Genomic DNA, 12,291 nt, shown 5'->3' on the forward strand with positions numbered 1-12,291 from the left:
ATGTATGAGAATCAGGGACGAAGCCAAAGAAAAGTTGATACGGGAAAAGGCCCTTGAAATGATCGCTAAACAAGGATTTGAGGGCTTAAGTATGCAAAAACTGGCCAAAGCGGCCGGCGTATCACCTGCCACGATCTACATCTATTTCAAAGACAGGGACGACCTCATCCTGCAACTTTGTAAAGAGGAAGGCACAAAAATGATAGAAGCCACCTTCGATGGTTTTGACCCTGAGATGCATTTCGAAGAAGGCCTGAGCATTCAGTGGAAGAACAGGTACCGCTACTGGCTCGAAAACCCAATGAGTGGGCAGTTTCTCGAGCAAGTGAAGCATTCTCCGCCTTATGAAGCTTTTTTTGGTCAGGATAAGGTGTTTCCGAGGTTAATGGGGCATTTCATGGCCAATGCTGTCGCCCGAAAAGAAGTGATTCCGTTGCCAGCTGAAGTGTATTGGTCGGTTGCATTTGCTCCCCTCTACCAGCTCATTAAATTTCATCTGGCCGGAAAAGGATTGGGCAACAGAGGCCCATTTCTTCTCGATGAATCAAAACTGGAGATGGCGCTGGCTTTGGTGTTAAAAGCGCTTAAACCATAAAATGAAAACAATTTAAAGTAATTCTTAAGTACAATCGTCTATCATTCAGAGGACTAATTTTTTGCTATGAATTCTACCGTTACCAACGAGATTCTTGTTTTTAAAACCAACATCCGCTACAAAAAAGATGTGAACAAGGTTTCACCTTTACTGGAATCGGATAGTAGAGTCATGGAGTGGAATGTGGATCAAATGGATATAGACAATGTGCTAAGGATTGCTTCGGATGAACTTCATCCAAAAGAAGTAATAACCATGATCCAAACAGCCGGGTATTTTTGCGAGGAGCTGCCCGACTGATTCAAACTCCAATATTGAATGACAAAAGACTCATCTCCCAGAAAAAAGATATTTACCAGGTACGAAACCTTTATCATTGCCATACTGGCAATTATTCAATTTACCGTCATCCTTGACTTTATGGTGTTGTCACCACTGGGTGCCATGCTGCTAGTGGAGCTTGATATCACCACCTCTCAGTTTGGGCTCGTGGTGTCGGCCTATGCTTTCAGTGCCGGGATCTCAGGTTTGCTAGCCGCTGGCTTTGCCGACAAGTTCGACAGAAAGAAGTTGCTGCTTTTCTTTTACTCCGGCTTCACTATTGGTACGTTGCTCTGCGGTGTGGCACCTAACTATCACTTTCTTCTTGCCGCCAGAATCGTCACAGGCATCTTCGGCGGTGTGCTGGGCTCGGTGGTTTTTGCCATCATCACCGACCTTTTCAAGCTAGAAGTGAGAGGTCGTGTGATGGGTTTTGTGCAAATGGCATTTGCCAGCAGCCAGGTACTTGGATTGCCGGTAGGCCTTTATGTCGCTAACATTTGGGGGTGGCACTCTCCCTTTATTCTGATCGTGGGGCTGGCGATCGCCACCGCCACTGTCATCATCTTTTTCATGAAGCCTGTAGATGAGCACCTGAAGCTTCAAACGCCAGGCAATCCGTTCAAGCACCTCTATAAAACGGTTTCCCAGCCCATTTACCTGAAGGCCTTTGGTGCCACCGCCCTTCTAGCCACTGGCGGTTTCATGCTTATGCCCTTTGGTAGCACGTTTGGCGTTAACAACCTGGGCATCACACTTGACCAGCTTCCATTGGTATACATGCTTACCGGCATCAGCACCATCATGGTAGGGCCACTGGCCGGGAAGCTGAGCGACCTTTATGGCAAGTACAAAATATTCACCATTGGTACTTTCATAGGGATTGCTACGATCCTGATCTATTGCAACCTTGGCATTACCCCTCTTTGGGTTGTGATCATGATCAATATCGCCATCTTCATAGGCATCACTGCCAGAATGATTTCTGCATCTGCTTTGATGACAGCCATTCCCGAACCAAAGGAGCGTGGCGCTTTTATGGGGGTAAACTCCTCCATTCAACAAATTTCGGGTGGTTTTGCCTCAGCGCTGGCTGGCATTATTGTTATACAAACACCAGCCGGGCCACTTGAGCGATACGACTTGCTTGGCTATGTGGTTACCGGCACCATGATTGTTACAATTCTGATGATGGGCGTGATCAACAAGATCGTGAAGGAGAAGGTGAAGCGGCAAATTCAAGCAGCCTAGCACCCGAATCAACTTGATCCTCCACAAGGTTTACCGCCACGAATTCTATAATTTGGTATAAACCAATGATGTTGTTATGGAAAGAATAGTGGTAGTTTGCTATCGACCTAAGCCTGGCAAGGACAAAATCCTTGAAAAGCTGGTGAAAAACCATGTGCCCGCTTTGAAGCGAGAAGGCCTGGTGAGTGACAGGCTCCCAGTGATGATGAAATCGAAAGACGGAACTGTTATTGAGGTTTTTGGCTGGAAGTCGGCCGAAGCCATACAAACTGCCCATTCTAATCCGGTTGTGCAGGAGATGTGGAAAAAATTTCAGGAAGCTTGTGACTATGAAATACCTGTGAACATAGAAGAGTTCAACGGCATATTTTCTGAGTTCAGCCCCCTGTAGTCAAACAATTTGGAGCGAGTTGTGTCAAAAGAGCTTACGCATGCTCAATCACTCCCATTCCAAACAAAGCAAAATCGTATTTAACAGGATCCACAGGATCCATTTGCCGCAGGTTGTGAGTGAGCTCCAAAGCTGTTTGCCAATCGGTTTGCTTTCGGGTGATCAATCCGAAACTTCTGGCCACCCTGTCCACGTGCAAGTCGCACGGACAAACAAGCTGCGAGGGCCTGATGGTTTTCCACAAGCCAAAATCAACACCCCGGTCGTCCTTTCTTACCATCCAGCGCAGAAACATGTTGATACGCTTGCAGGCGCTTTTCCTTTTTGGCGTCGCAATGTGTTTCCTGGTGCGCTGTGGAAAGTCGGGAAGGTTGAAGAACAAATCATGAAAACCGATCAGCCCATTTTCAATCGTCTCATCGCCAGGCTTCATCGAATTTGAGAAAGCACTCTCAAGGCTGTTGTGGCTGGCATAGTGCTCACGAAAGAACTGAATAAAGTAAAGTAGATCCGTTGTGTTGAACGTGCGGTGCTTGAACTTTAGCAAGGCCTTCAAATCGTCGTCGCTGTGATGCAGGATAAATTGATGGGGTGCATTATCCATCAGGCTAAATAACTCCCTGCACTTGTTGATGATAGTGACCCGCTGCCCCCAGGCCAGAGTGGCAGCAAAGAATCCCGTGATCTCAATGTCCTGCTTGGTGGTGAAGCTATGGGGAATGCAAACCGGATCCTTTTCTATGAAAAAGGAGCGATTGTACTCATCCACCTTTTGATCGAGTAGCGTTTTAAGTTCTTTAATGTCGATCATTCGGCGCTCCGCTTATTTAGATAAGTCAACAGATCAGCTGTGGTTATTACATTGGAAACACCCTTCTTCAGTAGTCCTCCATATAACTTCTTGTCTCCTGTCCAGAGTTTAGCGTCAGGAACGTTACTGGCCATTGCTACAAATAACAAATCATCGGCATCTATGTCTTTAACGATATCATAGGCGGACTTCAAAGAAGAGTTTGACAAAAAGCTATCTGACAAAAAAGTGATGTCACTAGTCACGGTAGCAATCAGTTCGGATAATTCATCGCTACCTAGATTCGTCAATGTTAATAGCTTCGGGAAGTGGCTCTCAATTTCGACAAACAAGTATTCAGAAGAGTAGAATTCAAGGATTGCTTTTGAGTGAATGAGAAGACGGCCAATATTTCCTGATGAGTTTAAGATACCAATAAAAACAATATTAGTATCAACTATTATCTTCATTTAGAAATTTTGACTTATTACTCTCAAACCAGCTTTTGTTAATCGACTTTGCCAATTTATCAACCTCAACCTGCTTAACTTTGAACTTTGAAGTAATTTCCTGATAGCGCAAATAGCGTAAAAAATCTTCTATCTCTTCCACATTGACGGTTGAAGGTAGCCTGATAATTAATTCGTCTTTTGTTTTTTCAATGACCATATCTCCAAATATTTATTAAGATAAGAGAATTAAAGACGAGAATTACCAGACTTCAGCCTTATTCTCACTATCAATCTTTCAGTTACGGAACATAAGACACTTCAACAGGCACTTTCGGGTCAACTGATTCAAGCCTTTGAAAAGCTTTTTCCGAAAGCCTGATCAGCACCTTGTTGTTCGCTCCAGTGTCAGGCAGTTTACCCACTACCCTTACATAAATCGATCTGCCGTTCATTCTGTTCTTCACTTCCAGAATGGCACCGATGGGCGCAGTACGGTGCAGCGCCAGAAACTTCCTTGTTTCAGGCGAGTTTTCAATCACCATAGCAAAGCCCTCTTCTACCACTTTTTCGTAGCCCGCCACCGAGGCCGTATCTCTGGTATAGCCTTGCTTGTTGATCTGCTTCAGCGAACCATTGCTGGCCTCGCTTACCACAAGTTCCTTTTTCTTCTCTCTCGTCGGTGTTTCTTCCACAACCACTACGGGTGCCTTAATAGTTGCCGGCTTCCCAATGGCCAGCTCCTGCCCCACCGACAGGCTGTTGCCCTTGAGGTCGTTCCATTTTTTGATATCGTCTACAGACACATCGTATTTCTGCGAAATACTAAAAAGCGTTTCGGAAGGTGCTACGGTATGATAAGTCAGCTGAGGATTTTTCGGGGTGGCAGGCTCAGCTTTAACAGGGGCTGTCTGCTCCAGTGGCTTTTGGCCTTTCTTTACCACCAGCTGCTGTCCGGTACTTAGCTCGTTGCTTGTCAGGTTATTCAGCCGTTTGATTTCATCCACACTCACATCATATTGCCTCGAAATAGCATACAGCGTCTGACCTGCTTCAACGGTGTGATAAAGCTGCCCCGAAGTCGAGTTTTGATTCATACTCTTTGGGACATCCCCCCTCCAGGGGATAGCGATTTCCTGGCCTATAGCTACACTATTGCCGCTAAGGTTGTTGGTTTTGGAAATTTCTTCCACGCTTGATTGGTATCGCCTCGAAATGGCGTATAGCGTTTCTCCCTGTCCAACCCTATGAATAACAAACTGCTTACCCTCTCTTTTTTCCAGGCGCACAGAGTCCATCTCCGCTCCAAATGAGAGGTTGGTGATCATGGTCAATAAAAAGACAGCCTTAAGCACCCTCAAATAATTCATAAACAATAAGTTGCGTTTTGTTTGACACAAATATCAATCTATTCTTCAGTACAAAGAAAGTATCAGCCGCAAATGCATCCAATCCAGTGCCAATTTTTTCTTCGATCACAATATTCCCTTCAGAATCAATCACGGATAGCACATTTGCATAAGAGCTTCCCTCTGAATAAAACCAGGAGATAACGATCAGGTCTTCTACTTCCAGGTAGTCACAAGCACCAACGGCTTTTACGTTGAAGTAATTGGCAATGAATGACTTAATAGTTTCCAAATGTGGTGACTCACTATCGTAGTGCGTTGGGTATTTGGCTTTTATCGATTGCTCCTGCCCATTAGATTTGTCTACCAAATCGGTCGCAAGCTCCTGCCCGGAATTAATTTCGTAGTGCTTCACAATACTTTCACTTTCACCGTGCTGTTTACCAGAAACTGACAGGCTATTCAATTGTAGCAGTTGAAAATTTTGCAGCCACCATTGTACCTCCATAGATTCTATGTTGATCGCCAAGAGCCCCTGCTTCTCCGGTTGCTGGCTATCATGGTACTGTTTTATCAACAACAGGTTGTCTTTTATCGTTACAATACTCATCCACCATTCTTCCTCGAATGCATAACGATCAAACACCAGAATTTGTGTATGAAGGTCCAGCAAAGAAAAGCTCACAGACGCCTCCTTCAGGTCACGTAGCTCCAGGGCCAGCAATCCTTTTTCCGGTTCAAGCGCCATTTGCCAAATGGGCTGTTCAAAATCATGGATAAAAATGGGTGATAAGCGTTCCGACACTTCTATTTGATTAACTTTACGTAAAACTATAGGTAATATGAACCTATTGAAATTGATGAACAAAAAAAGCGTACTTATCCTCCTGATGGCTTTGCCTTTTTTGGGGCTTGCCCAGCAAAAGCAAACCAAGGTATTAAGAGTGCTATTGGCGGCAGAAATTGATCCACGCACCAACCGGCTGATGGAGCTTGCGCTCAACCAGGCCACTGAAGACTCAGTTGACTATGTGGTGATTGAAATGGACACCTACGGAGGTGCACTTACCGATGCTGATGAGATCAGGACAAGGGTGCTTGATTTCGAGAGGCCCGTTTACGTTTACATCAACAAAGATGCGGCTTCTGCCGGTGCATTGATTTCTATTGCCTGCGACAGTATCTATATGGCCAAAGCTGCAAGCATTGGTGCGGCAACGGTTGTGACTTCGGATGGTGCCGCCGCCCCTGATAAGTACCAAAGCTATATGCGCTCTATCATGCGGTCTACCGCTGAAGCCAACGGCCGTGACCCACGGATAGCTGAGGCCATGGTAGATGAAACGCTGGAGTTTGATAGCATCACGCAGGCAGGCAAGGTGCTTACATTTTCAACCAGCGAGGCCATTAAAAATGGCTACTGCGAAGCCCAGGTCAGCAGCATTGATGAAATAATGGAACGCTCGAGAGTAACCGATTACGAGCTCATCGATTTCAAGCTGGATGCTACTGATAAGATCATTGCCCTGTTTCTCAACCCCTTTATTTCAGGCATCCTCATACTGATCATTATCGGTGGAATCTATTTCGAGCTACAAACACCAGGTGTAGGCTTTCCTATTGTAGCAGCCATTATTGCGGCTACGCTCTATTTTGTGCCCTATTACCTCAATGGCCTGGCGGAAAACTGGGAAATTATTATGTTTTTCATAGGCGTGCTGCTGATAGCCGCCGAAATCTTCGTCATCCCCGGCTTCGGGGTAGCAGGTGTGGCTGGTATTATCTTCACCCTGGGTGCCCTTATTTTGGTAATGGTCAACAACGACAACCTTGATTTCTCTTTCGTTGAATTAGACAGCCTCCTTATTGCTTCCGTCACAGCCATTATTGGCATCATGGGGAGTATTGTCCTCATGTTCTTTGGTGGAGCCCGGCTCAGTCAGTCGAAAGTATTCAACAGAGTGGCCCTGGGAACCAGCATGGACAGAAGTGCAGGCTACACCTCCAGCTTTATGAAAGAGCCGATGGTAGGCAAGACCGGAGAGGCCCACACCATATTAAGACCCAGCGGCAAGGTACTGATCGACGGCGATGTATTCGACGCTTTTACCCGGGGCAACTACATCGACAAGGGCGCCAGAATTGTGGTAATATCTGACGAGGGAACTTCACTGAAAGTTAAAGAGGTTGAATAGTTTTGCCGATAACTCCAAAAACCTGCTCTATGCCTAACATCCTTGGTGTAATCCCAGCCCGTTATGCTTCCACCCGGTTTCCAGGCAAACCTTTGATTGACCTGGCTGGCAAGTCAATGATCCAAAGGGTGTATGAGCAAGCCTGCAAAGCGAAGCTCCTGAGTCGGGTGGTAGTGGCAACGGACGATGAAAGAATTTTGCTCCACCTGCAAAACCTGGGCCTTGAGGTGGTTATGACCTCGACTAATCATACCAACGGCACTGAAAGGTGCCTGGAAGCGTTGCAACTAACTGAAGGTGACTTTGAGTATGTGATCAATATACAAGGGGACGAGCCCTTTATCAATCCGCAACAGATTGATACATTGGCAGGTATTCTGAATGGAAAAGTGCAGCTAGGAACGCTCATCAAAAGAATAACCGATCCAGCCGTGCTCGATTCTCCAAATATTGTTAAGGTGGTGTTTAACAGAAAAATGGAGGCACTGCTTTTCAGCAGATCGTGCATTCCGCACTTGCGGGGGGTTAGTAACCAAGACCGGTTGTCGCAATTCACTTTTTACAAACACATTGGTATTTATGCCTACCGTGTCGATGCCCTTGCGGCCATCACTCACCTGCAGCCCTCCCCTCTCGAAAAAGCGGAGTCGCTGGAGCAGTTGCGCTGGCTGGAAAACGGCTACAAAATAAAGGTGGTGGAAACCGAACTTGAAACGCTGGGAATAGACGCCCCAGAGGATGTGGAGAAAGCTTTGAAACATTATAATGTTTAACCAAATCAAGTCAAGGATGGGAACCCTCGTGGTTGCAGTTTCAACACCCAGTACCTAATTTAGTTACCGACCAACCGACCCAGCATGCGACGGAGACGTAAGCAAAACGCCTGTTTGAACTGCGGCTATCCGCTCAATAGTGAGATTTACAATTACTGCCCGTCCTGCGGACAAGAAAACACCAATATCAATATCTCTTTTGGTCAGCTTCTCTACGATTTTTTTAACAATGCCTTCTCCTTCGATAGCCGGTTCACCAACTCACTAGTGCCTTTTTTCTTCAAACCCGGGTGGCTTACCCAGAAGTTCAACGAAGGAAAAAGAGCCTCCTATGCTAATCCTGTCCGGCTCTATCTGGTCATCAGCCTTTTCTTCTTCTTCGTTCTCAATTTGGTGGGCAAAAAAATCACGAGAGATATAGAAAAAAGCCTTGTCGAGCAGGAAGTAGCAAGACCTGATACGAAGTTTTCGTTTGGCCCTAACCTTCTCAATGGCAGCGACAGCCTGCATATAATGGACAGCATAAGAGCTGAAATGGGCGAATTAGAAAGAGCTAAGGAACTAACTAAAGACAGCACTGAGCTGGCACTGCGAAAAAAATCCCTTGACCCCATTAAAATCAATCTTTCGGATGAGGAAGACAATTTTTTCGGAATAAGCTCCGAGAATTGGGAAGTGTACAACCGGTTAAAAGACGACAGGAAGTTGACTGATGACATGCTCTTCGATAGCCTGAAATTGGAGAACAATAGCACTTCTGAACGCTTCGTTGTCAGGCAAATAATCAGGATAAATAGAGCGGATAAACAAACCCTGTTAGAGTTTGTTGCAAAAAATCTACCGATCCTCATGTTTATCATGCTGCCCATTTTTGCTTTAATACTCAAAGTGCTTTATATCCGTCGCAACATCCTCTATGTTAATCATCTTATGCATGCCATCCACCTTCATAGCTTTGCCTACATCATTTATGGCATCGGTATGTTTGCCGTCGCTATGTACGACAATACCGACGTTTTGGAGGACTGGATCACTACTGTTAGTTTTCTGACAGTAACCGTCTATTCTTACCTGTCCTTCCTCAGGGTATATGAGCAGGGTTGGTTCAAAACACTTACCAAGTTCTGGCTCCTTGGCTGGATCTATTTTTGGTCTTTGTTTATGGGAGTAATGGTAGAGATGACTGTTTCCTTTTTGCTATTCTAAGTCGAAGCTCGCTGTTAAATTGTGTCTTACCTAAACCAAACCTTTATGAAATCCTTCTTTCCTCTGGCATTCATCATTCTGCTGGCTAGTTGTCAACCCACTTCGCCACCAGCAGAAACGGAAGCTCAACACTCCGCTGAAATCAGCAGGTTCGACCGTTCCTTTAAGCCTGCGGTATTTACAGAAACCAATAGGGTGCAAAGAGTAGTTGCACTGGGGCCGGAAATCGAAGCTTTGCTTCAGCAGACCGCCAAAGACAATCACTACCCAGGCATGGTGTATGGCATTGTCATGGAAGGGAAATTAGTTTGGTCGAGTTCCTATGGTATCGTCAATACCGGCAACAAAGTACCAGTCTCAACCAAGTCTCTTTTCAAAATAGCCTCTATGAGCAAAAGTTTTACTGCCATGGCTATTATGAAGCTGGTGGAAATGGGCAAACTCGAACTTGATGATGAAGCCGCTGACTATATGCCAGAAATGAAAAATCTGGTATACCTCACCAAAGACGCCACACCCATCACCATCGAAAACCTGCTCACAATGACAGCGGGCTTTCCCGAGGACAACCCCTGGGGAGACAGACAGCTGGAAGACACCCCAGAAGAATTGCAAGCCCTAGTGGCAGAAGGCCTGAGTTTCTCCAATATCCCCTCCTTTGGCTATGAGTACAGCAACACCGGCTTTGCAATTCTGGGGCAGATCATCAGCAATGTATCAGGCCAACCTTACCAAGAATTCATTAATGAGAACATTTTTAAGCCACTCGGTATGAACAATACCTACTGGGAGTTTGAGGGGCTTCCTGAAGACCTGCTGGCGTTGGGCTACCGCTGGGAAGATGAACAATGGAAGCCGGAGCCTCTGTTGCACGACGGTGCCTTTGGCTGCATGGGCGGGCTCATCACCTCTCTGGACGACTTCAGCAAATACGTGGCCTATCACCTTTCCGCCTATCCACCAAAAAACGATGACGAGTATGGCCCCGTAAAGCGCAGCTCTCTCAGAAGCATGCACAAACCCAAAGAACCAAGCCTGATGGCTAACGCCAGGGATGCTGATGGAAATACCTGTCCGATGATCAGCGGTTATGGCTATGGATTGAGTGCCCGAAAAGATTGTAACGCCGTGGTGTACATCCGGCACAGCGGTGGGCTGCCTGGTTTTGGCAGTGACTATCGTTTTTATCCTGAATATGACCTGGGCATCATTTCCTTCGCCAACCGCACTTATGCAGGCGCTGGCGCCATCAACAATGAGGTCGCCAACCTGATATTCAAAAAAGCCGGCCTCCAGCCCAGGATATTGCCAGCTTCTGATATTCTCCTGGCCGCTCAGACAAAAGTGGCCAGTTGGCTACAGACCAACGAAGCAGGTGTTGAAGAAGCGCTTTTTGCGGAAAATTTCTTCCTGGATTTTTCCAGAGACAGACGTATCAAAGAATACAATCAGGCCCTGGCTCCTATAGGTAATGTCACTAAAGTGGGGGAAATGAAAGCCATCAACCAGCTCAGGGGTGTTTTTACCCTCACAGGCGAAAACGGGAGTGCAGAAGTTTTCTTCACTATGTCTCCTGAAAAGACACCAAAAGTACAGCAGCTGGATGTTCGACTGAAGGAATGAAATAGGGATTTGGTGCCACCAGCTGCGCTGTGGGCACCAAATCTCTCACGAATGGATTTCTTTCAAGGCCTCTTTGTTGGCGGCAATAATCTTGTCAGCTAGTTCTTCAGTGATGGCAGTAGAGATAAACAGTGTTTCATACTGTGAAGGTGCGAGGTAGATACCCTTTTCAAGCATTTTTTGAAAATACTTGCCAAACATAGTGGTATTACTGGTCTTGGCGGAGTCGAAGTTTACCACGTCAGAATTGGTAAAAAACAGACTGAACATGCTACCAACGTGATTGATGGTATGCAGCAAGCCGAGTGACTCCAGGTTGTGTCTAAAGCCGTCTACAATTCGCTGCGTAATCTTGTTCAGGTAAGTGTAGGTCTCGGGGTGCTCGTTCAGGTAGGTAAGCATCGCCTTGCCGGCTGCCATGGCAATAGGATTGCCCGACAAAGTGCCCGCCTGGTAAACCGGTCCGGCCGGGCTCACATAGTTCATGATTTCAGCACGACCCCCATAGGCACCAACAGGCATGCCACCACCGATGATTTTACCCATAGTGGTGAGATCGGGAGTGATGCCGAATATTTCCTGTGCCCCGCCCTTTGCCAGGCGGAAACCGGTCATCACTTCGTCGAATATCAAAAGAATGCCTTCCTGATCGCAAAGCTTACGCAGCCCTTCCAGAAACCCCTGCGCAGGCAGTACGCAGCCCATATTACCAACTACGGGCTCTAAAATAATGGCCGCAATAGTCCCTTTATTCTTCGCAACCAGCGTTTCCACAGCCGCCAGGTCATTGAAAGGTGCCGTTAACGTGTCTTTGGCAGTTCCTTCAGTTACGCCCGGGCTATCGGGCGTTCCCATGGTTACTGCACCACTTCCTGCGGCAATCAAAAACGAATCGCCATGGCCATGGTAGCAACCTTCAAACTTGATGATTTTGTCTCTCCCTGTGAATCCACGAGCCACCCTTACTGCCGACATGGTAGCTTCAGTACCCGAGTTAACCATTCGCACCTTCTCAATGGAAGGCACCATATGTGAAATCAGCTCCGCAATTTCCACCTCAGCTTTCGTAGGCGCTCCAAATGAAAATGATTTACCGATGGCATTTCTTACAGCCTCTTCAATCATCTCATTGGCGTGGCCTAAAATCATTGGCCCCCATGAGTTGATCATTTCTATGTACTTGTTGCCATCTTCATCATAAAGATAGGCTCCCTTGGCTGACTTGATAAATAGTGGGTTGCCCCCTACTGCTTTAAATGCCCTTACCGGAGAATTTACGCCACCTGGAATTACCTTTTGTGCCCTGTCAAAGAGCGCTGCACTGCTAGATCTGTTCAACCTCATACTG

14 protein-coding genes are annotated in these 12,291 nt (G+C 46.4%); 8 read left to right on the plus strand and 6 right to left on the minus strand.

Features of this window, described 5'->3' with window-relative positions; genetic code table 11:
* Positions 1–4: 4 nt before the first annotated feature.
* The 4 genes from AAC052_RS14225 to AAC052_RS14240 all read left to right on the plus strand — a co-directional run bounded on the left by AAC052_RS14225 (position 5) and on the right by AAC052_RS14240 (position 2,558).
* Entirely contained in the window at positions 5–595 is a 591-nt protein-coding gene (locus tag AAC052_RS14225; RefSeq protein WP_317487160.1) for a helix-turn-helix domain-containing protein, read from the plus strand.
* Between the two features lie 66 nt (positions 596–661).
* Positions 662–895, plus strand: coding sequence for a hypothetical protein (locus AAC052_RS14230; protein WP_339814033.1), 234 nt, complete (start codon positions 662–664; stop codon positions 893–895).
* Between the two features lie 18 nt (positions 896–913).
* The gene (locus AAC052_RS14235; RefSeq protein ID WP_339814035.1) at positions 914–2,167 is read left to right on the plus strand and encodes an MFS transporter; all 1,254 of its coding nucleotides are present in this window, start codon (positions 914–916) and stop codon (positions 2,165–2,167) included.
* A gap of 76 nt (positions 2,168–2,243) precedes the next feature.
* Positions 2,244–2,558 (plus strand): hypothetical protein, encoded by a 315-nt coding sequence (locus AAC052_RS14240; protein WP_339814036.1) that lies wholly within the window; start codon positions 2,244–2,246, stop codon positions 2,556–2,558.
* Between the two features lie 34 nt (positions 2,559–2,592).
* On the opposite strand, the gene AAC052_RS14245 is transcribed toward AAC052_RS14240, so the two are convergent.
* From AAC052_RS14245 to AAC052_RS14265, 5 genes are all read right to left on the minus strand, one after another.
* Positions 2,593–3,369 (minus strand): TIGR02757 family protein, encoded by a 777-nt coding sequence (locus AAC052_RS14245; RefSeq protein ID WP_317487164.1) that lies wholly within the window; start codon positions 3,367–3,369, stop codon positions 2,593–2,595.
* On the minus strand, positions 3,366–3,818 hold the full coding sequence (locus AAC052_RS14250) for a PIN domain-containing protein (protein WP_339814038.1): 453 nt from the start codon (positions 3,816–3,818) through the stop codon (positions 3,366–3,368). Before AAC052_RS14250 ends, AAC052_RS14245 begins: the two co-directional genes overlap by 4 nt.
* Positions 3,802–4,017, minus strand: a complete 216-nt coding sequence (locus AAC052_RS14255; RefSeq protein ID WP_317487166.1) for a hypothetical protein — start codon at positions 4,015–4,017, stop codon at positions 3,802–3,804. The genes AAC052_RS14250 and AAC052_RS14255 overlap by 17 nt, the downstream gene beginning before the upstream one ends.
* Positions 4,018–4,099: 82 nt before the next feature.
* Positions 4,100–5,167 carry a LysM peptidoglycan-binding domain-containing protein gene (locus tag AAC052_RS14260; protein ID WP_339814040.1) on the minus strand — a complete coding sequence of 356 codons (1,068 nt, stop codon included), beginning with the start codon at positions 5,165–5,167 and terminating at the stop codon, positions 4,100–4,102.
* The gene (locus AAC052_RS14265) at positions 5,145–5,951 is read right to left on the minus strand and encodes a DUF4905 domain-containing protein (RefSeq protein WP_152000984.1); all 807 of its coding nucleotides are present in this window, start codon (positions 5,949–5,951) and stop codon (positions 5,145–5,147) included. Before AAC052_RS14265 ends, AAC052_RS14260 begins: the two co-directional genes overlap by 23 nt.
* A gap of 37 nt (positions 5,952–5,988) precedes the next feature.
* Here AAC052_RS14265 and AAC052_RS14270 point away from each other — a divergent pair, with 37 nt between their 5' ends.
* From AAC052_RS14270 to AAC052_RS14285, 4 genes are all read left to right on the plus strand, one after another.
* Positions 5,989–7,341: an NfeD family protein gene (locus tag AAC052_RS14270; protein ID WP_339814041.1), complete on the plus strand. Its 1,353-nt coding sequence runs from the start codon at positions 5,989–5,991 to the stop codon at positions 7,339–7,341.
* A gap of 29 nt (positions 7,342–7,370) precedes the next feature.
* Positions 7,371–8,114 (plus strand): 3-deoxy-manno-octulosonate cytidylyltransferase, encoded by a 744-nt coding sequence (gene kdsB / locus AAC052_RS14275; protein WP_317487169.1) that lies wholly within the window; start codon positions 7,371–7,373, stop codon positions 8,112–8,114.
* Positions 8,115–8,198: 84 nt separating this feature from the next.
* On the plus strand, positions 8,199–9,320 hold the full coding sequence (locus AAC052_RS14280; RefSeq protein WP_339814042.1) for a DUF3667 domain-containing protein: 1,122 nt from the start codon (positions 8,199–8,201) through the stop codon (positions 9,318–9,320).
* 45 nt (positions 9,321–9,365) lie between these two features.
* The gene (locus AAC052_RS14285; RefSeq protein ID WP_339814044.1) at positions 9,366–10,943 is read left to right on the plus strand and encodes a serine hydrolase domain-containing protein; all 1,578 of its coding nucleotides are present in this window, start codon (positions 9,366–9,368) and stop codon (positions 10,941–10,943) included.
* A 45-nt stretch (positions 10,944–10,988) separates the two neighbouring features.
* Here AAC052_RS14285 and hemL read toward each other — a convergent pair whose 3' ends face one another.
* A complete protein-coding gene (gene hemL, locus AAC052_RS14290) occupies positions 10,989–12,287 on the minus strand; it encodes a glutamate-1-semialdehyde 2,1-aminomutase (RefSeq protein ID WP_317487172.1) in 1,299 nt (432 codons plus the stop codon).
* Positions 12,288–12,291 lie beyond the last annotated feature (4 nt).

This window comes from uncultured Imperialibacter sp. (assembly GCF_963974565.1).
GTDB lineage: Bacteria > Bacteroidota > Bacteroidia > Cytophagales > Cyclobacteriaceae > Imperialibacter > Imperialibacter roseus.